This window comes from Corynebacterium sp. HMSC059E07 (assembly GCF_001814395.1).
GTDB classification, from domain to species: Bacteria; Actinomycetota; Actinomycetes; order Mycobacteriales; family Mycobacteriaceae; genus Corynebacterium; species Corynebacterium hesseae.
Map to the genome: position 1 here is coordinate 1 of NZ_KV816320.1, position 22,612 is coordinate 22,612.

Consider the following 22,612-nt stretch of genomic DNA (forward strand, 5'->3'; position numbering starts at 1 on the left):
TCACCCCGCTACGCACCCCGAAACCGGAAGAGCCGGTTTTCCAGCGTTGTGGGGCTTTCTGGCCGTCTCTGCGGCCCATTGTGGCTAGTGCTTTGCGTTCACTGCTTGTAGCTCGCCCTGGAGCGCTAGAGCTAAGGCTTGTGCTGGTTTTTGGATTGGGTGACATAGCCGTGTATGCGTCGTGCCATGGTTTGGCGGTCGCGCATGGGTGGCATTTCGCTATCGCGTCCTGCGCCGCCGTGGGTGTGTGCGATGTTGCAGGCGTGTTCGTAAGCAACGCCTGAGTAAGCCACCGCTACCGGAAACTCACTCAGGCGCTACCAGACACTCACCACACCGCTACCATTTCAATCTTCTGAACACAGATCATCGCGATGTGCCTTGATGGTGCTAGCTACGCGCAGATCGCACACGCATTGAAGCTATGCTGCCATTTCTGCGGCGTTGGGATGTTCCAATCGGGATATTGCCAAGACCAAGACGCTGATTGCGGACCTGGGCATCACCAAGGAGTTGTTTGCTCAGCTGGATCCATCATTCTTCGACGAGCATTTCAGCGATCATCGCGGGGCCCGTCGCAAGCGCTACGACCAGCCAGACTTCGAAAAGCTCGCCAAGCGACTAGCCAACAACAAGCACTTGACCCGCCACAAGCTCTGGATGGACTACGTTGCTGCACCTGCCGATGAAGGCGAGTTGAAGTATCAGTACTCCCAGTTCTGCCAACGCCTGCGCACCCACATCCGCACCACTGGAATGACCTCGATTATCGAACACGAGCCAGGCTAGGAACTCTACGTCGACTGGGCCGGCGACAAGGTTTCCATCATTGACAAGGCCACCGGCCACGTTGGCATGAAAGCCAGCTTATTCGTGGCCATCTGCCCGTATTCTTCACTGTTGTTTGTAACATCAACAGCTAATGAGCTTTCCGGTGCCGTACTTCTTGACCCAAGAATGCAGCGAGGCACGGTTGATACCGAGCTCTGCTGATGCTGCGTTCAGCGAGAGGTCCTCATTATTCTCACAGAGAGCGACAGCATCGCGTCTGAACTGTTCGGAGTACCTGGACATGATGGTAGATTACCTTTCTTCCCAGCCCGACTGGGCCGGATATCAGGTGTCCACCAAAAGGGGGTCAGGTCCTTTCCATGCACTTGCCTGAGTTGCACATTGTGTATTATCCGGCTGCGATTCTCGGAGGGTTTCCAACTCTACTGTTGCTCGTCTGCTAGCGGCGAATGTACTGAGACTTTCAATGTGAGACCCGAATTCTAAATACTTGAATTTTCATCAAGTCCGAATCGGAAGTATGGGAGTGCTGCACTTTCTTTCTGAGATTGGAAAAAGTCTTGATATGAGGTGTAAGCACGGTCCAGAAGAGCTTCATATGTCGTAACCTCAATCTTTTGTTGGGCAAGTTGGTCTACTTCATTCCGGTCTAGACCGGAGTATGAACTATCGAGTTGCAGAGAATTTTTGGGGGCGACAAAAATTGCCTTTATGTCGGGCCACTTATATTTACCCTGCTTTTCGGCTGGCATACGCGAATAGAGTCCCTTTCTGTAGAGATTTATTTGTTCTAGGATATTAGTGTAGGTGACCTTTTTGGGAGAAGAGTGGCCGCTTCCGTCATGTCGCTTGAGTTCGACCACGACTGGGAGGTCTTCCTCCGCAACCTCCACATAGATGTCTATAAAACCACGTTTATGATCGTTATCAAATTCATCTCGGATCTTGGTGAAATGCTGACGCTTCATTGCGACATGTTCATCTGATGAAGTAGTTCGATTCCAAAACGGATTGAGTAGCCATGGGTTGTCAAACAAGCATTCTTCAAATGCGTTTTCTACTTCATTCTCTTTGTCAATCAGTTCATTCAGCTGTTTGATTGCATTTAGTCGCTTCGCGGAAGTATCAGCCATTTGCCACCGATCTTGGCGAGCAATATTACCTAGGTACCTAGTAACGAGACTGATTAACTGGTGTTCGTCATTCGCGCTGTCGGGGAGTTCATGACTAATTTCCTGGAGTTCAAGACTTTGAACTAACGTAGTGGTGCTGTTCAGAAAAGCAATTTTTTCCTCATCGGACATCCATTCCTCATTGTCAAAATCTTCGAACTGGCTCAAGATGCGCAGTAACCGTCCATTAAACTTCTTTTGAAGACTTGAAAGACTGTTTTCCCATTTTGCGTACCTTTCGTCGTTGCGGACCTGCTCGGGCAACCGACTCTTAGCTTCCTTTTCCTTCAGTCTGTCCCATTGCTCAATTGCTTTGTTTTGCATGGCCTGAGCGAGCTTTATGAGGTTATCCACATTTTCATCCGACTGATCTAGTCCCTGTCGAGACGAGGTAATGGGGTCCTCGGATTCTTCGTTCAAGAAATCCGCAGACATCTCACCGGTGACATATTGGCCACCCATCTGGGCAGACTTGTTCGATTTGAGTAAGTCTTCATCTGCGACTTTTCCGTTGATATATACCAGTACGCCACCTAAACCGAGGTCAGTCAAGCGCTTTGGTTTGTCCACCACTCCCAGCCATGCTTTGACTCCGTTTTGGTTATACTGTTCTAAGCCATCACGGGCTATTTTTGTCCGCTGGTGCGAAGGCTGGTATTCGAGAATTTCTCGGGCTTTAGGGAACATTTCTCGAATTTCTTTTTCTTCATATCCAACGTAATTTACGGCTTGGATATGGGTGTAAAGAAGCTCAAAAGGGGAAAGGTCGACTACATCTTCGTTTACGATAATCTTGATTTCGGAATTTCGAATTGAAAATCGGCGAGTTAATTGAACTTTTAGATTGTCAATCGTGACCTGTCTGATCTGCCTTCTCAAGTCCTCAATTACAACGATAAAACCAGATTTTATCCCAAGTGCAGCAAACTCTTCAGGTAACGTATCGAGAAAGTTGGCGGGCGTAGTATAGGTTTCAGAATTCTCGGTGCTAACCATTTTTTCGTAGGAGAGAGTGAACGTAAACCAGCTATCCTCGTCTTGTGTTTTGGTGTAAACGGTGAACTCACCGCCAAGACTAAAGGATGCGAGCTTTCCTATCCCCTTTTTCCCCATGGGTTTGCGTTCGGGTTTCCCGTGAGGAGCTTGTGTCGGCTTTTTGGGCTGACCGATACTTGCGTATTGTTTCTTAACGGCATCAACAGACATTCCAATCCCGTCATCTGCTATAACAATCCGCTCGCTTCTAGGAGTGAGCTTTACCCAAACATTCTCTGCGTAGGCGTCATATGAGTTAGCAATCAACTCGGCTAGAGCTGACGGTGAGCTCGTGTAGAGTTTTCTGCCCAAATGCGTTGCGGCAGTGTTTGCGGTGTGAAATTCGATTGATTCAGGTGTTCCCATAAGTAGAGTTTAGCGCACTTAATTGCCTACGTGAGCCTTAATGCTCTCACCAATGACCTCTCCCAGTCGCGGGGGCACAGCGTTTCCTATCTGCGTGGCAATTGGCTGAACGTGATAGTTACTTTCAGCGTCTCTGGGTACAAACGTGTAGTCCTCGGGGAACGTCTGCAAAAGCGCGCCCTCTCTCAGGCTTAATGCTCGATCTTGCGAGGGGTGCCCGAAACGTCCAGAACCATAGCCAATGAACTGAGTGGTGATTGTTGACGAGAGTTGATCCCATTGCAGACGTCCGTACACCGACTTAAAGGATTGTCCCGACGGCCTCCGGTATGCGTCCGGCAGTAGCGACTTCGGCCAATCCTCCCATGTTCCCCCAGGCTTGGAAGCACGAATCCGCTTCAAATTGATGTCAGCCAGAGCGCGCGAACGATGGAGATTGTCCGATTGGTGCGTTTCGCCAGCATTCAACTTTGGAAGCCGACCGATTTTATCTCGGACTGTGACCAAATTGTCCGTATTATGAGTCGGGGGCAACAGCGAAATTGGCCCCAGTCGGGAAGCAAGCAATAACAAGCGCTTGCGAGACTGAGGAACTCCATAATGCGCGGCGTTCACTACTTTCCAATCAATGCGATAGCCGAGCTCCTCAAGAAGAGCGACGAATTTCCCGAATACCGGCTCTTTGGAGAGATTGGGTACGTTCTCCATCGAGACTATCTCCGGCAGACTGTCCTTGACCTGGACGCCGAAATGGCTCAGCAACTCCATCTTTGAGCTTCTTGATGGAGAGGTTCTAGGTTGGCGATTGTAACTCGAAAAAGGTTGACAGGGCGCACATCCCATCAGGATTCTCACGTCGGTGTCTTTTGGGTAAAGAGCCGAAATCTCTCCCGACTTTATCTCTGCCACGTCCTTAAGTATGAACCCCGTACCGGGGTTGTTTTCTTCGTAGGCCAATTTGCTGTTGACATCAATGTCATAACCTGCAACCACATTGATGCCGGTCGACCTGGTTCCATAGGTTAGCCCACCTACGCCACAAAATAGATCAACGCTGCGAAGCTTCATTGCATAGTTCCTAACAAAATTGCTGTTGCTTTCCTTCATTGTGGCGACGTGGGTTAAGGACAGATGAAGTGGATGGAAGGCTTCCATACCTCATTTAAGTCAACGGGCCCGACCCCGGAAAGTAGACACCTTGGAGTGAACAAAATGTAGGTGTAAGCCTATCAGACCTTATGCCGCTTGGACCTCAAACTCATCGGGGGCTTCGGTTGGACTCATTTGTGCAGGCCGGCTTAGTTTGGGTGGAACAGCGGAACCATGTTGTCGGACATCAGGGGCGTGGGCGGGCGGATCGATGTCGCGCGACATGGCGGATCGATGTCACGGAACCAGACACCGCACACAAACCATCAGACACCCTCGAATCTTCCATGAAAACATTAAAATGCCAGCATCCACCAAACGCATCTTATTGCGAATTGGTTAAAATAGATTGGAAATATTTTAAAACAGATGAGTAAGTGAGAAACATTGGAACTGCACATTTTGACGATGTCCCGGGGGGATGCCCCGCGCCTCAAAGACTGGGTTTCGTACCATCACAAAATCGGCTTTAACTATTTTCACATCATTCTCGACGCCCCGAACGACGAGAGTGAAAAGCTGCTTAAAGAAATCACAACAGAAATTCCTATAAACCTTGACCTAACCGTCAAGGAGGCGAGCGGCTTCTACTTCGACCACCTATCTCCCGAAGAAAAGTGGGCTGCAGTAAAGAAATGGCGATCCGATCACGCCGAACATATTAAAGAAAGCGGCTTACCAATTGTGGATCCCCTCTCTGATCGGCAGTACAAATACTTGCCAGAAAAATTAGCTGAGTTAAGAGACAACTTTCCAGAAGATTGGGTAGCCGTTATCGACGTTGATGAATACATAGCATTGCCAGGTACTTCCAGCCTTAAATCGATAGTCACCAACGCAAAAAATCCCAGGCTACGGTTCTTAAATTTCAATTTCGATATGTCAACCTGGACCACCGATAAGCTAGTAAGAAATCAAGTATATCGCTGGGATCGCAAAGACATTCTCGAGTACGGAAAAGGCTGGGAAAATAGAGTCAAGTCTTTAGTCAAGATTTCCCATTCTCTTCCTATGAACTCCGTACACTCAATTTCACGCGGCCCTTTCGAGATACTGCCCGAAACAATCGCAAGACTGCACCATTACAAGTACCCAAATCAATCATTGGATTTGGAGTACTCAGTGCATGATTCCACGATTTCATCCGAAGGAGTTAAACGAGAGAACCCTCTTTCCTAACTGACCGAAAGAGCTTGTACTCAAAGCTATCATTAGTCTGTAACAGATGGCGGGGCTAAGACCGCCGCGAGCATCTGATTGAGCCAAGATTGTACTATTAACTTTCTGGTGTAGACCGAGCCCCTACCCTAATTCGGGACGGTACTTTTCCATAATTTTTTCCAAGTCACGGAACAGCGCCGGACCATATTTCGGGTGGCGCAATCCGAATTCCACGCTGGCCGGGATGAATCCTGCCGGGTTGCCAAGGTCGTGGCGGATGCCATCGTGGACTACGACATGGACGGGATGGCCTTCGGAGATGAGCAGATCGAGGGCGTCGGTAAGTTGCAGCTCGCCGCCCTTGCCTGGTTTGATGCGACGGAGGGCGTCGAAAATCGCGCGGTCTAATAGGTAGCGGCCCGTAGCCACCAGGTTCGACGGTGCATCCTCGACCGCAGGCTTTTCCACCATGCCCACGACCTTCTTCACACGGGCATCGCCAGTAGCCTCAATATCAAACACTCCGTAACTGGAGACGTGGACGGGATCGACTTCGACCGCCAGCAACACCGAACCGCCCTGCTCCTGGCGCACCCGAATCATTTCGCTCATGGCTGCAGTCGGCTCAATGACGTCATCGGGAAGCATGACGGCAAAGTAGTCCTCATCGTCATCCAATACAGATTCAGCCAACCCGACTGCGTGCCCCAAGCCCAGTGGTCGTTCCTGGGTTACGGCAACCGGGTGAATGATCTCTGCAGCACGCTCAACCTTCGCCGCCTGCTCATCCTTGCCACGAGCACGGAGAATCTCCACAAGGTCGGGGAACTCATCAAAGTGGCGCAGGACTTCGTCTTTGCTTGGCGAGGTCACAATAGCCAATCTCGATGCCCCCGCCGCCGCTGCTTCCTCCGCGATCATTTCAATGCCTGGGGTATCAACCACTGGGAGAAGTTCCTTGGGAACGGTCTTAGTGGCTGGAAGGAAACGGGTGCCCATACCAGCGGCAGGGACTACGACGGTGCGGACAGTGTTGATATCATGCATAGATTAATCGTATTACAGAGCAAAATAGCCGCTCGGCAGACCCCTGTGTTTTGCGCTAGTTTGTGTCCCGGAAGAAGTCAACCGTGGTGCGAATTCCCTCTTCAATTGACACTCCTGCGTTCCACCCCAGCTGTTGCTCAGCCTTGCGCGAGTTCAGGCAGGAGCGGGGGACGTCGCCAAGCCGGGCCGGTGCAAACTCAGGCTGGTCCACAGCATCGGCTGCTGCCGCCACCATCGTGTGGAGCTCTCGGTCACTAGTCTCAACGCCAGTTCCAATGTTGAACCTCTCGCTATTCGGGGCATGCAGCCAAGCAAGGTAGAAGGCGCGCGCTACGTCCTTGACGAACACGTAATCCCTGGTATTTCCACCATTACCAAAAACCTTGGTGGGCTGTTCATTGAGCAATCGCTCTGCAAAGATGGCCACCACGCCGGCCTCACCGTGCGGATTTTGACGCGGACCATAGACATTCGCCGGCGCGATAAACGCGCACTGCAGCTGCGGGTACAAGCGACAGAACATGCCTAGGTACAACTCCCCTGCTGCCTTGCCGGCCGCATAGGGCGATTCCGGCATAACGTCATAAGACTCATCGACGGGGAAAGTCTCAGGATTACCGTAAATCGAACCGCCAGACGACGTGTGGATGATCTTCTTCACGTTGTGCCTACGCGCGGCGTTAGCGATCTTGACGGTGGCGACCACATTAGTTTCGCAATCTTCCTCTGGAGCTTCGACCGACCTGCGAACGTCAATCTGAGCAGCGAGGTGGAACACAACATCTGTTGGGGCCTGCGCAAAGTGCTTATCAAAATCGAAACTACGAATATCATCCCGGAGAATTTCAACTTTTCCCGAGGCTAGCGCGTCTGCAAGGTTCTCCTCGCGCCCCGAAGAGAAATTGTCCAGCACGTCGACGTCGTAGCCTTCCGACACTAGGAGATCTACCAAGTGCGAACCGATGAATCCCGCGCCACCAGTAACCAATGCCTTCATATTGTTACTGCCCTTCCAGAAGTAGATTTACCTGATTGACAGGCCAAGTCGAACTGCAGAAAGCAGCCTACGTAAAGAGGTCAGTTGTTCTTCGCTCAAGTCAGACTCAATCACAATTTCATCCAGCCCAAGATCTTCAGCGAAAAGCACGCCCACGCCGATGGCTGGGACAATGTCGGAATCGTGCCTCTTGAACATAAAACTGTTGGTTCCGATGGCCAACGATTTCATCGTACGAAGGGCACCATTGAACTCATGATTAGGCAAATCGTAGATTGCAGGCTTCTCCACGTCAGCAAACCCATCAAGCTGATTGGATACCGTTCCTGAAAAGGCTCCGATGGGAAGCCCCTTCGGGTAATACTCAATCGGGCCAATCGACGATGACGCATTTTCCGTGAACTCTCGAATCTCGTGCGCGGTATTGGGGCCAATCCTTCCAGGAAAGGTCATCTCGTCGCCCGCCCACGGGGAGAAAAGAAGAGTGAGAGCTACAGCGCGACGATCGGGATGGATAACACGGGGAGCATGATCTGCGGTGAATGCCTGGGCTGGCGGAAAAGCATCGTACTCGGTCCGTTCCCACACAAGGCTGAACTGTCCAAGCGAGTTTGTTTCCTGCGTGAACTTCATCTATTTGACTCCAAAATAGTGTTGACCAAGTACATAGCTGCCAGCTGGCAATTCAAAATCTTCACCCGAATCAATTAGCCGAACGCTGAAATCGAACTTCGAGTCCGCGAAAGTAGCAGACCCCTGAAGAAGCTCTTGCGTATCCTGATCGGCCGAGGCGTCACTGGGAAGCACTACTGCAAACATGTCGGGGCCTATCTTGCTCTCAAGCATCTTCGCTAGCGACTCCATCCAGCTTGCTTCCGATTCGTCGGAATCAGGACGCGCAGTGAAATCGAGACCATGTTGGCGCAGCCGGACAAGGTCCGCGAAGCTGGCGTGTCGTACCTCAGCGACATGGGCAGCGCCTACGCCTTCCAGGGTTACGAAATGAGAATTTACATCGCCATCCCATCCGTCATGGGGAATTACCTCTTCAGACAGGACTTCAACGGTGCGCTGGCTCAAATGATCCGGCAAATAAATTCGGGCTTGCTCAATCAAGGCTTCACGGTCCTCAATCTGTGGCCAAGCCCCCTCAGAGCTCCTCTGCTCCTCAAGCCGCTTCCTAGTCCAGTTGTTGAGGTTCCACGTGAAGAAGGCGAGCGCTGAATTCACAGCCTCCGCCTGGTTCTTATTATCAGTAACCGTGACCTGTCGAGAATGCTGGCGACGCAGCGTCACTGGCTTTCCGGTATGACCGAGCTTCACGCCGGAACGAAGCATCCTCAACATGATGTTGTTATCAACACCACTGGTTAATGTTTCGTCATACCTAAATCGGCGAAGCACATCCGTCCGAATAAACCAAGTACCGTGCCCGGGCGCCGCACCTTTTTCAAACGCCGTGTAGACAGCGGGAATCATCGAAATTTGAAGTTCCAGCTCACCGGTGTCGTTCTGAAAGTTGAGGAACGACCCGACATTGCCGTCGAGCCCTTCATCGAGCGACGCCAAGTGCCATTCAAGGCGACGAGGATGCATAATGTCATCGTCGTCGATGACGGCGGTATAAAGGCCCCTCGAAGCATCAAGTGCCTTATTTCTTGCAGCTGAGATACCTTGCGGTTCTTGGCTGAAGTACCGAATCCGCGAGTCGTTGAAACTATCCAATACTTCCTCGAGATTGTCAGTTCCTCCGTCGTCCACGACCACGATTTCAAAGTCCTGGACGCTTTGGAACAACGCAGACTGAATCGTCTCACCGATGATGTCAGCGCGGTCCTTAGTGGCGATAGCAATCGTCACCAAAGGAGCTGCATCTTTCGGCCTGTACTGCCAGTTAAGGAAGTTCCGTACGAACGTCTTGTCATTGTATACAACGTTGCGGTTCTTCTGAACTGCCAAAACTCCTTCGGGAGTCTTCGCAACCACCTTGGCTGTCGGTGGGTGCCACATGTGGTACATCCGGACTTGAGGATCCTCGATCCACATTGTCTTGAATCCGGCTCGGCGAGCTCGCTGAGCAAAGTCCAAGTCCTCGCCACCATAGGTGTGAAGTCTTTCATCGAAGCCACGAATAGCCTCAAAACCCACACGCGAAATCGCCATCATGCCGCCCATTCCCCACCGGGGACGCAGCCTGCTTGCGGCTTCCATCTCAGCCCACTCGTCTGGGTTCTCATCCACCCATTCATCAGTCATATGCTCAGGTAGGTCTCTACACTGCAGAAAGAACGCTGAATTCGGGTTAGACTTGGCTACCTCAACGATTCTCTCGAATGACTTCGGAGCGAAAACCATATCGGCATCGGTCGACACGAGGATATCGCCCTTAGAAACTGCAAATCCTGCGTTGAGAGCGCGAGAACGAGACCACGGTCCATCCGTCTCGGTATACACGTATTGAATCCCGAGCTCCTTCGCGAGCTCTTCGCTTGCATGCCGATCGACAGAGCCGAAGTCAGACAGCACCACTTCACCTTCGGCAGTTCCGAACGATTCTTTGATACTGGTAACTGCCAGTCTTAGACGTCGAATTCCCCAATCACGAAAACCAATGACTACCGATACGTCCACGGCTATACGTCCTCTCCGACAATAGTGACCCGATTCAATCCTTGGTTTGCCAAACGAACTCCTAAACGAATGTCAGTGATTGCATCCGCCAAGTCTTTGGCCGCCCTGTTTCTAATCTCAATCACAATACCCCCCGCAGTATTGTCCCAGATAAATTCCCGTAGGCTTACCCAACCAGTAGCCTTTCTGGTTCCACAATAATGGAAGAAAGTATTCAGTCCAGAAGACCAACTGAGATCAGTAGCGATTTCCGAGTCTGAATCGGGCAGACTTTCTCCAGCTGAGACACACACTACGAAATCTTTTGATTCCAATGGGCGAAGAGTCTCTACAAGAACTGAAAACCCCAGTGCTCCAGTAGGAACCGTAAATCTTTTCTTCAAGAAAAATCCTTAACAATCGACAATTTCCTAGACTGGGAGTCACGGTGCCCAAATCGTGGAAAATAGAGAGAAAGTGTTCCGACGTCCGAAGGACACTTTAGCACTTCTGTTGGGAATCGCTTGCCTGTTCAGGCAACTTTAAATACTCGCACCCCCTGTCACCAGAGTCAGTGTTGAGTCAATACACAGTCAACTACCAAATCTACTAATCGTGGCCCGTTCGTCCGCACCAAAGAGCCCACAGAAAGCCATCTATAGCTAAGGCATAAGAGGATCAGTACCCGCTCTGGTTCAAATAGGGAACTGTCACACTCGAGGCCGATGTCTCTTGCTACCCTGGGTACTGGGGGCAGCTATTTCCCCCAGCTACAAGTAGTTTAATTGCGACTATTTCCCACAATAATTGACGGAACTAGCCTCCTAATACTGCCAGAACGGCCGACAAAACCCGTTTCTTGTCAAATCTTTCTACAGTTGCCATGAACTGATTGCTGACGATCTCAGAACTCGAGTTAGTCACTGTCTCAATAATTCGCTCAGCGATATCGCTTGAAGTACCAGCTAACCACGCAGTCGGATAGATCCGGTCCGCCCCCGGCCAGTTCAGAGCAAGTGGCAAGGCGCCGGACGCAGCGCCGTCGGCGATAGTCAAGTGGAATGACTCAAACTCGCTGGTAGAAAGTACGATACCCACCTTGGAATACCATTCAGCCATGTTAGGGCTAAACCCGTCGAAGACAACTGCACCCGGGAACCTAGCATTGATCTCGTCGATTCTTCTGTACTGCTGCTCGTAAAACCGCATTTCTTCAGGGCGGTTCTTCATCCACGGATAGTCCTCAGGAGTCTTCCCCTTGATTCGAAGCACGAATTCTGGATCGCGATTCAGCAGGTCCTCTAACACATCGAGGGCGCGGTCTAGTCGTTTGGAACGCGGGACGATGCCTACGAAGCCAATGGTTTTCTCGACCCCCGGCTCCTTTGGGATCGCAAGGCTTTCAATGTCCACAGGATTCGGAATGATTACCGTTTTCTCCGGCGGGATACCATGGGACGTCACTGCGGCAGCACGAATGAGCTCTCCGACAAAGATAAACGTGTCGACGTTTTCAACAAACGTCTGCTTCAAGTAGGGCCGGAAAAGCTCCTGTGAGTGGACACGTACGACAAGCCGCTGATCCTCGCGAACGTTTTGGGAGTACCAGACGGCATTCCCCAATCCCCATTCGCAGAGAACAACATCTGCTTGTTTCAGCAACTCTAGGGAGTGCGCCTCATCATGCTTTGAGTGACTCTCCCAATGATCTATCAGCACTTCGGCGCCGGCGTCATGCAGTGCAGCTAAAATCCCCTGCGCGAACTTTAGATCGTGGCCAGCAATTACAACCTTCTTGCCATGGAAGGCATCAGCGGCACTCGTCTCATCAGTTTGGTGGGTGGTTCGTGTGGCTGCAGGTGAATCCGCGTCGTTCCAGAACTCAATGTCTTGTTCAACCGGCAATGTCACGACAACGCGTGGGTAGCCCAGACTCTGGTCCCCGATACGCCGGGCGACAATCCCGTCCGAGGAACGACCAGCGGCCTCAGCATCTCCGAGGAGCTCGATGGTCGGATCGCTGATAGCAAAGCTTTCGCCGTCGCGGACGTGAATCTCCTCGTAATCGCCGAACCGAGTCGGCAGCAGCACGTCTTCCGCAAAAGTACGTGCGGCTGGTTGAGCGAACGCGACCTCAAATAGATTGTCTGAGAGAGTCTCTGCTTCCTCCAGCGAATCGACGACGCGAATTCCGGCAGCCTCAATTTGCGCCCGATCGGCATCGTTCAGGGTATTCGATAGTACTGCGAGCGGAAGACGAGATTGCGATAGAAGGGCGGTGATGATTTCGTCGCGGGTGGTGGCATCGCAATCAACAAGCTCGAGACGGGCGACATACTGGGCGAGGTGGAGACCGCTGACTGGAACGCCAGCTGTGCGGGCTAAAATAGCCAGCGCTGTCTCCGTGGTGTGAGAGCGGTAGATGGTGCGCATCTGACGCCAAATTTCCTCGAGACGACCAAGCGGGTTCGAGGTCCAGTCGTAAAGCCAAGCACGGTGATCGTCATCGCGGTTGGAGCACGCTACATTCGAGCCAAGCGTCTCTGTAATGCCACGGCCGTAGGGGCTAAGCACCAAGCCACCACACGCTGGGATTTCCACTACACGACGGGAGAACATCGTCGGCGAGTTTAGAACCGAGTTCACGTTCAAATGCACTAAGTGGGTCCGGTAAGACTTGATGACCTCAGAATACGGGAGTGCGCCGCGCACACTTGGCTGGTACTTCAATGGGAATTTATACGGTGAATCCGGGTTCTTCGCCTGGCGATCGTAAATGTCCAGCGGGTAGCGACTCGCAGCCTCAAGCAGCATTTCGAGTCCCTTTGAGCGCTCCTTGTATCGGTCACCGTAGTAGGTACCGGCGTAGGCAATGGATTCATGGAACGGACGGTCCGTTGGCAACGGATTGTGGATCTCTGGCTGCGCGTAGAACGGCAACGCGGAAATCGTTCTGTTCACCTGTCCCGGAGTCGCGTGGTAGCGCGGGATGACATTGGCATCAGTAGTAAACACGTGGTCGAAGAGCGCAGCATTCGGGGCGAATCGCACGAAGTGAACCGGATCCTCCTTGTTCCAGAACACAGTGGGAACGCCAAGTTCCTTCGCCAGATTCAATAGTCCACGGAGATCAGCGCTTTCCTCATCCGAATAGTGGCCGATGCCACGGCTCCACTGCCCTTCGTTACCTTCCCATGCGGATTCAACGAAGATGAGATCGAACTGTCGGTCATTGCTCAGCTGGTCGCTCCAGCGTTCACGGTCGAGAAGCTCGACGTCAAATGCAGACTGCAGTGTAGTACGAGTGAACTCGTCGCCGATGACACCGACATGGAGCTCGCGAAGAGAACGTGAGTTTGCGGTGGCTTCCTCGTACGAGAGCTCGGCTTTTTTATGAGCTTGTTCCATGATCGCTCCGATGGAGGTCCACGAACGCTCTGTCACAGCCCATAAACGCGCGGTACGGCCCAAGTCAGCTCGAAGATCGTCGTCGACGATAACCTTCTCCAAGGCGCGTTCTAGGGCTTCAACGTTGTCAGCTTCAAACAGCAAAGCTCGGGAGTTGCCCTCCCCCGCGAGATCGACGTTGGGAGCAACATCGGAAAGTACGGTGGCCTTGCTTGTTGCAAACGACTCGAGTGGCTTCAACGGGCTTACAAGTTCAGTGACAATAGTCGACAGACGCGGGCAGCACACGATGTCAAACGTCGACTGTAGGCGCGGCATTTCCTCTTGTGGCAGACGACCGAGGAAACGGACCCAGTCTCCGAGCTCAAAATCTCTAGCCTGTTCTTTGAGGGACTTCTCTGCGGCACCTGAGCCAGCGAACACAATCTGGTGCCCAATGCCTCGCTGCTGTAATCGTGACGAAGCCTCTAACAGGAGGTGCAGGCCTTCGTACTCGACCATCGAGCCAGCAAAACCGATGATTGGAACTTCTGTGGAAATCCTCTTCGACTTGGCATAATCTACGTCGCGCGGTAGGGGAAGAAATACGTCCTGATCAACGGCGTTTGGAGCAACAACGATTTTGTCTGCCGGAACACCCCGCGCAACAAGCTCTTGTTCCACCTGTCGGGTGATAGCAAGAACTACGTCGGCATTTTGTGCTACGAAAGTCTCAAGGTCACGCATGAGGTTGAAGCGTTCGGTGTCCTTGAAGTGCGGCTTCGCCGCAACCTCGGTAAACTCCCACAGCCCACGGACCTCATAAACAAATGGAACACCAACGCGGCGCGCAGCAATAAGCGCCGGCAGCGCCGTGCGGAAGTTAGAGGCCGACTGGATTACACGGGGGCGTTGAATACGCGCCTCACGCACCAGCGCATCCGCACACTCAAGGACAAACAAGTCAAAGGGGTCGCGGTTTAGGTTTCCTCCAGGAAGATGGACGTAATCAACGCCATCCATCTCGACGGAATTTCGCAGCTCTTTTGGCTTTTTCACATCCGCCTTGGAGTCCCAAGGGTAACCGGCACGTCCGACGACAACCACATCACATCCAGCGGCCTTCAGACCCTTAGCCACTCCTCTAGTACGCGTGGAGTAACCATTAGAGTTGTACACTGGGGTCTGGTGTACGCAGTACATAACACGTCGCGGCTCCACAACGTATGCAGCGCCCTTGCTACGCGCCGGTAAGAGCTGATCCACGTTCAGGGAGGCGGCGCCCATGATACGTACGGCTAGGATCTGGCCCTTCTCCGACATCTCCCCGCGGAGATCAGCATTCTCGGAGAGCAGCGCCGCAGTCTCCGTAATCGCACCCTCGATGTACCACTTATGGTTCATCAACCTCTCGAGTGTGCCTGCTGACTTGTCGCGCGCGAAGGCCTCAGCCGGTGTCAGGTTCATCGCCGGTTTAAATGTTTGCGTCTTCGCTTCGGCTTTTCGTGCGGTCTGCGCCGCCTTATCCGACTTCGTCGGTTGCGCCGGCGCGAAACTCTTCAGTTGTGCTGCAGTGAGAGTCGAGCGAAGTTTCTCCCACGTCTTATTGAACTTCTTCGCCGCATCGCTAGATGCCTTCTTCGGATTCTTGGCGAAACTACGGCCAAAGCGGGCAGGGCTGGTCACTGCTCGCCCTGCCCGCATGGTGCGCGACTTTCGTAGCTTCTCCAGACGATCCTTCGCCAGCTCTCTTTCACGTTTCAGATCAGAGTTTTCTTTTTGAAGCTGCTTAATCTTGCGGTGAGCTGCCGACACACGACGCTTGAGGTCCTGACGCTCCTTCTCCATCTTGAGCATTTCCCGCTGCCGCGACTTTCCCGACAACTCATTGAGCTTTACGTAAAGACCTTCAGGATCCGAAACTGCTTCAGCGATTCGCAAGCTGCGCATCTTCTGGTAGCTTCGAAATTCATCAGAATACATTACGTTTCTCCTATACTAGACGGGGTGAACTCTCAACAGGACACCGATTGTTCGGTGACGTTCTTGATGACGGCAGCGACGACACTCAGGCAGCTAGCATATCACCGACATAACTGCCCGACAGGGGCGTTGCAACGACAAATTGACCTCCTTGCATCGAACAAGCCCCATCCCTCGTAAAGAGTCATTGACAAATCCCACTTAGAGGTTGGTACCAGTCTCCGCGAGTAACCGGGCGGCTTCAGAATAGAAGTCTTCTATGTAATGATAGGGGGCCACACCCCACCGATGTTTTGAATCGGCAATGCAAAGTTCATCTGGCATTCGAAGCACATCAAAGCCAATCTGTTCGAGCACTCCGAAATACTCTGCGTACAGGTCATTCCATTCTTCTGCCGATCGACCACTTGCCGGCGGGACGGCCTTTCCGTCCTCCGTGTTCGAAGCAAATTTCGATGCGAGAACGACCACACGGCACCCATTGAGAGATTCCAAAACCTTAGCAGCTGCATCTTTGAATAGATTCAGATGCATAGGAGTTCCGAATCGAATAAGGCTTGAATGCCTCACATGATCCAGCCACCCCGAGCCTTTCATTTCTGAAAGGTAAGTTAGATAGCCTCCGCTTTCGGCACGTACGACACCAGCGCGTTCATCAATCAAATCGAGCAAAATTAGATCGGAATCAAGCGCAAGCAGCCCAGTGATCGACGACGACAAAAAGTCTCGCTCGACCATCCGCTGCTGAAACGGACTCGTCAAACGGCTTTGGACATTCGGCCTAGCAACCGAGGGATTCGTTGCAGAAATCCACGATGAACGCGCGAAGTAACCCGACATCTCGAGTCCTGGGCGTTCAAGGTTGAAAATGTCCCTAGAAATACAACTCCCATAAATTCCAACGCGCACTATTGTTTCCTTTCAATTGAGACTAACGCTCAAGCTCATTTTCGAGAGTTACAAGAGGCTCTCCTGCGCCTCGGACGCGTACGAAAGCACGCACAGCAATTTCGTCCCCATACGCTGGGTTCGGCTCAAACTCAGCTATCGTGCTTGGACTAAACCACTTAAATGCGGTTCGCTTGTCCCCTTGAAAAAAATAAAAGGCAAACTCAAGATCGCTGCCTCCGCAAGCTCGCACGTCTACGCTTGCGACGACTTTGCTATTTGCCAAATGGAATAACTTGAGCTCGCAATTGACCAACTCAGGATTCCGCCGGATAGGCGAGGCTGCAACAGTTCTGACAGATCCCTGAGACGGTGCCGTCTCAATCAGCTTTCCGTCTTTGGACTCGAATTCCAAACGACAGTCTGCGATTTGACCACTCAGAGCTGAGCGCATGGCCTGTAATTTCGATAAGACGCGCCCTTTTTCGGCAAGATTGGCGCCATCGAACCTGCGCTTCAACGCTTCCCCACGCCCCTCGTCAAAATACTTGGCGAATGGCTCCGCTTCGAGCAGCTCCTGATGGGTCTGGTCAAACTGCGCACCAAGCCAGGCATTGGGGTCAAAAGAAGGGCCCGATTGGATAGGGTCGAGATGACTTACCCGATCCCTACCAAAATCAAGGGCTGCGTAATAGTCACGCGCGTCAAGCTCGGGTGCTTCAGCATAGGTTGATACTCCAAACCGACCAGGCCACCTACCAGATTCGAATTCAATCTCATTTAAGCTAGGAGACGTCATTTGAATAATATCGAAAAGAACCTTGCCGTCTAAGCGATCATCTTGAGCCAGCAGTTTGGATGCCTTTAGGAACTCAACTTGAGACAGTGGCAAGGCGTTAAACACATTGCTATTTGCAGCTGCTCGAGCGGTGCCAAAATGCCCGCGATTTCGATAATTTGCATAATGCTCATCGATTGCATCGGTTAAATCACTGTGCCGCTCGAGCTCCAAAGAACGAATAAACCGATGACGCACGTTTTCAACCTCATCCGCGCCAATCAACCACGGCCTATACAAGAAGTCAAATAACTTGTCTGCATCGTCATATTTGGCCTCCGACGTCCATGAGACGCCTTTCAAATATTTATTTGAACTCAAAGATCGTGCCCAGAAAGATCGAAAGACCTCGCCAGTTCCGCCATATATTTCAACTAGCTCATCGACTCGAGTTCCGCCTCGAACGGAAGGCGAATACTTAAAGTTGTACCCACCTCGATACTTCTGCCAAGACAAGAGATGCTCATGGGGTTCAATATTCCGCATCAAGATCTCCCCGGGAACGGACCACTTCATCCCATTCCGATCCTTCAGATATGAAGAAATCCTTAAATCATTAGGAAGAATCTCTGCTGCGAAGCCTGCACCTGCGCGCCTAGGGTCAACTGTAAAAACACTTATATCTTGAGCAACCCCGGCAGCTTCCAAGAGTGACAGGACTGTCCGCGAGTCCTTGCCGCCCGACAAACGGATCTGCATCTCAGTACCTGCAGAACACATTTGGTTAATTGAACGAAGCGCCTTATCTACTCCCTTGGAAATAAGCTCTTCATACGTCAACGAATCGTCCGGGTCGCGTAGCTCTGCACAAGCAAATCCCCCGTTTGTTACGAAAAGCACCTCCCGCGGCTTGAGCAAACGGACTTCATTAAGTGGTGTGTCCGACGTTACGAGGGTATGCGCGATCGAATGCTGTGTCCCCAAGACGAGTCCTGGATATGCTGCATTCGCTGAAACCGTATGCCCTTGAATTCGGCATTCCTCCACAACCGCGGGAAAAGAATTGCCCACAATCAAGTCAAAGCATCCGTTCCCATCGTCGAAAGAGGCCATGAAAATTGGACAGTAACCAAACGGGTCGCCTGCGATAACGGTACTACCGTCTGCCGCTCGAAAGACCCCTGCCCATTCACCGAAAGAATTGACTGCGTCAGAAAGAGGTATTTCAGACAGGGAAGATGAACCAGATGCGTTCGACGAAACCGACTGTCCCCAAAGAATACCGCTGATGCGTGACGCTCGAAACTCGCCGACATTGAGCCGATCCATCGAAATATCACTCGTAGAAGGGATGCCCTTGAACGTGATGACCAAAGTTTCCGTCGCTGAATTCAACAACCACACCTTCTCTTCGTTATCAACAACCACACGTTTTTCTTCGATAACCGTGCGCTGTACAATCACTTTACCCAAATTATCTTGCGGCACTCTTTCATTGATTCGACTTTCTTCGGGTCTGCGCAGGGACGCCCCACGGGTCAACTCGCTAATTGTGCTAGAGGCGCCAGGAACAGATTCCTAAGTGCCGTTGTCGCCAAGTACAATCAGACCGAGCCCACTACTGGACGAAATGACAGGAGCTACGATGTCCGGTCAAGATATCAAAAATGAACAGCATCCCAAGCTTACAAATGTTGTTCTCGTAGACCGATCTGGCCTTCGTTCCCTAAACTACCGGCCAACTTTTTTCACCTACCTCAAGGAGCTCTGGGAAAATCGTTATTTCATGGTGGCCTATGCTCAAAGTTCGTCCTTCGGAGATGGACGCGGCACCTTTTTTGGCCGATTATGGATGCTTCTAAACCCTGCCTTCCAAATTGCAATTTACGCACTAATCTTTGGAGTAGTACTTCGCACGCATCGAGGAATCGACAATTTTGTTGGCTTTCTCACGATCGGCGTCGTCTTTTTCCGCTTCCTAATTGGTGGAATCAATGGAGGATCGAGCCTCATTCAACGAAATCGGAATCTTATTGGTTCTTTCCAATTCCCGCGAGCAACGATCCCAATCAGCAACTCAATCCACGCAGCCCTAGACAACTTAATCCCAGGTTTGGTAGCAATTGGCGCGGCTCTTCTTTTTCAATGGAACAAGGGCATTTCGTGGACAATCATTTTAGTTCCGATTCTTTTCATTATGATGCACGTATGGGCAGCTGGTGCAATGATGATAACCGCGAGATTTACCGCTTTTTTCCCTGACGGAAGAAACTTCCTGCGGTTAGTTACGCAGGGTTTATTTTTCATCTCAGGAGTATTCTTCAATCTTGACCGATTCTCGGGAAGCACCGCGCTATCTACAGCAATGCAAATCAATCCCGTGTATCAATTCCTTCATGCACTACGCCAATGCACTCTAGACGGCGTAGTTCCCTCTATAGTCCAGTGGCTTTACTTAAGCGGATGGACGCTCTTACTGTTTGTATTTGGACTGGTCTACTTTTGGGAGGCCGAGGAGAGATATGCGCACATCAAATAATATCAGCGTTGCCGTTCGAAACGTTTCGAAGAATTACGTAATCAGTCGCGACGGCAGCGAGTTGCATCTCAACTGGCCGAAGCGAAAGCTCACTACAGTAAGAGCTGTTAAGCCATTGAGCTTTGTTGCCCAACAGGGCGAGTCTATCGGCATCCTAGGACAAAACGGGTCCGGGAAGTCAACGCTACTTTCGATGATCGCCGGCAATGAAAGTCCGACGACCGGAGAAATCTTGGTTTCTAACCAGCCATCTCTTCTAAGCGTTTCTGCAGCTCTGCAGCCCCACTTATCTGGTGTGCAGAACGTACGCTTAGGATTGCTAGCGAAAGGGCTAACCCCCGAAGAGGCTGAGGAGCTCGTGATGCCTGTTGCGACTTGGGCCTCGATTGGTGATGCCATTCATCGCCCTTTAAGCACCTACTCTTCTGGCATGGCAGCACGCCTAAAATTTGCCATTTCAACGGCAATTCGTCCGAAAATCCTGCTAGTCGATGAAGCACTCGCTACCGGCGATTCCACATTTAACCGCAGGGCACAAGAGCGAATGGATCAATTTCTCGAAGAAGCAGCAACGGTCTTTATCGTTTCACATTCCGCTGGAACCATACGGCAACACTGTTCAAGAGCCCTGTGGCTCCACGACGGAAATCTTGTGACGGATCTTCCTGCCAAGATGGCCGTCAAGTGGTACGAACGTTGGTCACGTGCGAAGGCACAAGGCAAAGAAAAGGAAGCAAACGATGTGATTGACATGCTGATGAGATTCTACGAGCCGACGAAAATCGTATTCGATGATGAAGCAGCGAATGTCTTAAATTAGAATTGTCGCAAGCAGAGTAATGCGTTCTCAGCTATTTCTTCAAAGAATTAAGATAGCTGACCGACTTCTTTCGAATTCTTTCGGGGTCAAGACATTTCTCAACGTCGATGTCCAATCGAGGCCAATTCCCCCGTACGGCAATTGCAGTTTCAAGAAGGGGCTTTAGGACTGCTATCGACGGTGCGCGGTGCCCCTTCCCCCACTGTCCAAGATGTAGAAAGAATTCGACTTCCCGCTGTGGCCCCTCTTCAAGCCATGGCAGTAGTTGATCCCTTATATGGGAAGCATCGCCAAGATTTTGTAAATAGAGGACTGTATTCTCGGCACGACCTCCCCGGTACTGCACTGACACATCAGAAACGAACTGTACTGAAGTGTTTCCCTCCTGTGGCCAACAAGCCTCAAGATAGGGCTCAAATGCACCGGGCAGGTACCGGAATATGTTCACTTGCGGATTTACACACACAGATAAAGCTTTCGAGAAAAGGCTTCCATAGAATAGGCTGGCGAACCCGCCACCGGATGCCCCAAAAAATACCAAATACTTGTGCGTACGTATCCGCGAAATCAACGACTCTAAAACCCGAGGCAAATCCTGTTGCATTGGACGGTCGGAGTCGCCGGCATACCACCCGAGCCCAAGACCGAATTCAAGCGAAGGATCCGAAATATAGATAGCATTTGCTTCTAGCCCTTCCATCAAATTCCGTCCAGTGAAAACCGGTAGAGTCAGATCGTCAAGGCCCATCGCAGCATGGAAAAATACAACTGTGGTTTCTGCGCCTTTATCTTCAACATAGACATCCAAGTATCCCGTGCCATAGCCAATCATATGGAAGCCGCGATTTGATGCTCGATGCTCAAAATGTTCGAAGTCCCGATATTCGTGAACCTCTCCCCAGTTCACGTATCGCTCAAAAGACCTCTTGATCATCCAATTCACACCTCGGAACCCGCGTCGTTGGACGATTCAATTGAGGCCACCTCGTAAGAAACACCGGAGCTGAGACGCGACACAGCTGAATCAATTAGCTCGTAGGCATTATCAAATCCGAATGTAGACATATTTTGAATGTAATATTTTGACTTGTCATGCAACGAAAGGTTGCCACCCCATCGGTTATAGATCCATCCAGGATTATTCTCGCCGACGCTAGTCAGGCTAACACCAGCTCTTCCCATCCTGGCAATGTTGGCTTCGTTAAAGTCTTCTGGAATGCTCCACGGACTAAGCACGCGTTGCCGACTGAACAATCCAATCTCCGATAAGTAAAACTTGTTCCCGTTCATATGGTGAGTCAGTTCGACCACATCAACTTTCGATGCGTCATGGTATGCCACCAGAGCATTCCTCAATCCGACTCCAAGAATTTTGCCGGGTTCAAAGACTCCTTCGGCAGCTTGGACAATCTCGTGCAGTTGCCACGGCAACCAGAAGTCATCATCGTCAAGCGTCGCTCTAATTACCCTGTCGTATCCTTCGACGCTGATCCGAGTCAATGCAGCTTCAAACAACCAATCACGGCGAGGCGCCGTTTTGTTTGGATTCTTCAAAGAATCAGGATGCACAACTCCTTCTGATTCATAACCATCGGTGGGGTGTTCATAAGGAACTACAACAAATCTTCGCGCGACTTCCGGATTCAGGCTAGCTAAGAACGCTTGGACCAGTACTTTCTCCTGCAGCTTGTCGTCAGACAGATACAGTATGTACTTGACTGTGCAATCAACAGGAACGGAAACACTTGCAAGGGCACGTAGCGATATATACCAGCGTTGGAAAAAATCCTGTCGAACAGTCGCATCTCGCTCGTTGTCGCAGAAAATAGTCTCAACTAAGACTATGTACTTCCCTGGCATTTACTCTTCCCTTCAAGACTATAAAGTC

Annotated in this window: 16 protein-coding genes and 2 pseudogenes; 4 read left to right on the forward strand and 14 right to left on the reverse strand. The window is 51.3% G+C overall.

Annotated elements, in window-relative coordinates; all coding sequences use genetic code 11:
- Positions 1-444 precede the first annotated feature (444 nt).
- A complete protein-coding gene (locus HMPREF2967_RS07740; RefSeq protein ID WP_070685905.1) occupies positions 445-789 on the forward strand; it encodes a hypothetical protein in 345 nt (114 codons plus the stop codon).
- Positions 790-930: 141 nt separating this feature from the next.
- Here HMPREF2967_RS07740 and HMPREF2967_RS13020 read toward each other — a convergent pair.
- From HMPREF2967_RS13020 to HMPREF2967_RS07755, 3 genes and pseudogenes are all read right to left on the reverse strand, one after another.
- Positions 931-1,074 (reverse strand): annotated as a pseudogene (locus tag HMPREF2967_RS13020) (transposase); the annotation flags it as partial.
- Positions 1,075-1,274: 200 nt separating this feature from the next.
- Positions 1,275-3,365 carry an ATP-binding protein gene (locus HMPREF2967_RS07750; RefSeq protein ID WP_083312598.1) on the reverse strand — a complete coding sequence of 697 codons (2,091 nt, stop codon included), beginning with the start codon at positions 3,363-3,365 and terminating at the stop codon, positions 1,275-1,277.
- 18 nt (positions 3,366-3,383) lie between these two features.
- On the reverse strand, positions 3,384-4,433 hold the full coding sequence (locus HMPREF2967_RS07755) for a DNA cytosine methyltransferase (RefSeq protein ID WP_070685909.1): 1,050 nt from the start codon (positions 4,431-4,433) through the stop codon (positions 3,384-3,386).
- Positions 4,434-4,901: 468 nt separating this feature from the next.
- Here HMPREF2967_RS07755 and HMPREF2967_RS07760 point away from each other — a divergent pair, with 468 nt between their 5' ends.
- On the forward strand, positions 4,902-5,693 hold the full coding sequence (locus HMPREF2967_RS07760; RefSeq protein ID WP_158014694.1) for a glycosyltransferase family 2 protein: 792 nt from the start codon (positions 4,902-4,904) through the stop codon (positions 5,691-5,693).
- Positions 5,694-5,816: 123 nt separating this feature from the next.
- Here HMPREF2967_RS07760 and HMPREF2967_RS07765 read toward each other — a convergent pair whose 3' ends face one another.
- The 9 genes and pseudogenes from HMPREF2967_RS07765 to HMPREF2967_RS07795 all read right to left on the reverse strand — a co-directional run bounded on the left by HMPREF2967_RS07765 (position 5,817) and on the right by HMPREF2967_RS07795 (position 18,829).
- Positions 5,817-6,722: a UTP--glucose-1-phosphate uridylyltransferase gene (locus HMPREF2967_RS07765; protein WP_070685912.1), complete on the reverse strand. Its 906-nt coding sequence runs from the start codon at positions 6,720-6,722 to the stop codon at positions 5,817-5,819.
- A gap of 55 nt (positions 6,723-6,777) precedes the next feature.
- Positions 6,778-7,719 carry an NAD-dependent epimerase/dehydratase family protein gene (locus HMPREF2967_RS07770; RefSeq protein WP_070685914.1) on the reverse strand — a complete coding sequence of 314 codons (942 nt, stop codon included), beginning with the start codon at positions 7,717-7,719 and terminating at the stop codon, positions 6,778-6,780.
- A 27-nt stretch (positions 7,720-7,746) separates the two neighbouring features.
- The gene (locus HMPREF2967_RS07775) at positions 7,747-8,352 is read right to left on the reverse strand and encodes a hypothetical protein (protein WP_070685916.1); all 606 of its coding nucleotides are present in this window, start codon (positions 8,350-8,352) and stop codon (positions 7,747-7,749) included.
- Complete coding sequence (locus HMPREF2967_RS07780; RefSeq protein ID WP_083312599.1) at positions 8,353-10,350, reverse strand: glycosyltransferase family 2 protein; 1,998 nt, start codon at positions 10,348-10,350, stop codon at positions 8,353-8,355.
- 2 nt (positions 10,351-10,352) lie between these two features.
- Positions 10,353-10,733 (reverse strand): hypothetical protein, encoded by a 381-nt coding sequence (locus tag HMPREF2967_RS13120; protein ID WP_158014696.1) that lies wholly within the window; start codon positions 10,731-10,733, stop codon positions 10,353-10,355.
- A gap of 412 nt (positions 10,734-11,145) precedes the next feature.
- Positions 11,146-13,737, reverse strand: a complete 2,592-nt coding sequence (locus HMPREF2967_RS13555; protein ID WP_369816030.1) for a glycosyltransferase family protein — start codon at positions 13,735-13,737, stop codon at positions 11,146-11,148.
- 54 nt (positions 13,738-13,791) lie between these two features.
- Positions 13,792-15,699 (reverse strand): annotated as a pseudogene (locus HMPREF2967_RS13560) (glycosyltransferase); the annotation flags it as partial.
- A gap of 201 nt (positions 15,700-15,900) precedes the next feature.
- Positions 15,901-16,608: a DUF6270 domain-containing protein gene (locus HMPREF2967_RS07790; protein ID WP_070685920.1), complete on the reverse strand. Its 708-nt coding sequence runs from the start codon at positions 16,606-16,608 to the stop codon at positions 15,901-15,903.
- 22 nt (positions 16,609-16,630) lie between these two features.
- A complete protein-coding gene (locus HMPREF2967_RS07795; protein ID WP_198531034.1) occupies positions 16,631-18,829 on the reverse strand; it encodes a hypothetical protein in 2,199 nt (732 codons plus the stop codon).
- A 181-nt stretch (positions 18,830-19,010) separates the two neighbouring features.
- On the opposite strand from HMPREF2967_RS07795, the gene HMPREF2967_RS07800 reads away from it, so the two are divergent.
- Positions 19,011-19,904, forward strand: coding sequence for an ABC transporter permease (locus HMPREF2967_RS07800; RefSeq protein WP_070685925.1), 894 nt, complete (start codon positions 19,011-19,013; stop codon positions 19,902-19,904).
- Complete coding sequence (locus HMPREF2967_RS07805) at positions 19,888-20,724, forward strand: ABC transporter ATP-binding protein (protein ID WP_070685927.1); 837 nt, start codon at positions 19,888-19,890, stop codon at positions 20,722-20,724. The genes HMPREF2967_RS07800 and HMPREF2967_RS07805 overlap by 17 nt, the downstream gene beginning before the upstream one ends.
- Before the next feature lie 31 nt (positions 20,725-20,755).
- On the opposite strand, the gene HMPREF2967_RS07810 is transcribed toward HMPREF2967_RS07805, so the two are convergent.
- Complete coding sequence (locus tag HMPREF2967_RS07810; RefSeq protein WP_070685929.1) at positions 20,756-21,658, reverse strand: hypothetical protein; 903 nt, start codon at positions 21,656-21,658, stop codon at positions 20,756-20,758.
- Between the two features lie 5 nt (positions 21,659-21,663).
- A complete protein-coding gene (locus tag HMPREF2967_RS07815; protein ID WP_070685931.1) occupies positions 21,664-22,584 on the reverse strand; it encodes a hypothetical protein in 921 nt (306 codons plus the stop codon).
- Positions 22,585-22,612: the final 28 nt, after the last annotated feature.

Bases quoted from the DNA above. Each gene is read 5' to 3' on its own strand.
- HMPREF2967_RS07770 (WP_070685914.1), bottom strand. From the start codon at position 7,719: ATGAAGGCATTGGTTACTGGTGGCGCGGGATTCATCGGTTCGCACTTG.
- HMPREF2967_RS13555 (WP_369816030.1), bottom strand. From the start codon at position 13,737: ATGGAACAAGCTCATAAAAAAGCCGAGCTCTCGTACGAGGAAGCCACC.
- HMPREF2967_RS07810 (WP_070685929.1), bottom strand. From the start codon at position 21,658: ATGATCAAGAGGTCTTTTGAGCGATACGTGAACTGGGGAGAGGTTCAC.
- HMPREF2967_RS07765 (WP_070685912.1), bottom strand. From the start codon at position 6,722: ATGCATGATATCAACACTGTCCGCACCGTCGTAGTCCCTGCCGCTGGT.
- HMPREF2967_RS07805 (WP_070685927.1), top strand. From the start codon at position 19,888: ATGCGCACATCAAATAATATCAGCGTTGCCGTTCGAAACGTTTCGAAG.
- HMPREF2967_RS07800 (WP_070685925.1), top strand. From the start codon at position 19,011: ATGTCCGGTCAAGATATCAAAAATGAACAGCATCCCAAGCTTACAAAT.
- HMPREF2967_RS07815 (WP_070685931.1), bottom strand. From the start codon at position 22,584: ATGCCAGGGAAGTACATAGTCTTAGTTGAGACTATTTTCTGCGACAAC.
- HMPREF2967_RS07750 (WP_083312598.1), bottom strand. From the start codon at position 3,365: ATGGGAACACCTGAATCAATCGAATTTCACACCGCAAACACTGCCGCA.
- HMPREF2967_RS07775 (WP_070685916.1), bottom strand. From the start codon at position 8,352: ATGAAGTTCACGCAGGAAACAAACTCGCTTGGACAGTTCAGCCTTGTG.
- HMPREF2967_RS07755 (WP_070685909.1), bottom strand. From the start codon at position 4,433: ATGAAGCTTCGCAGCGTTGATCTATTTTGTGGCGTAGGTGGGCTAACC.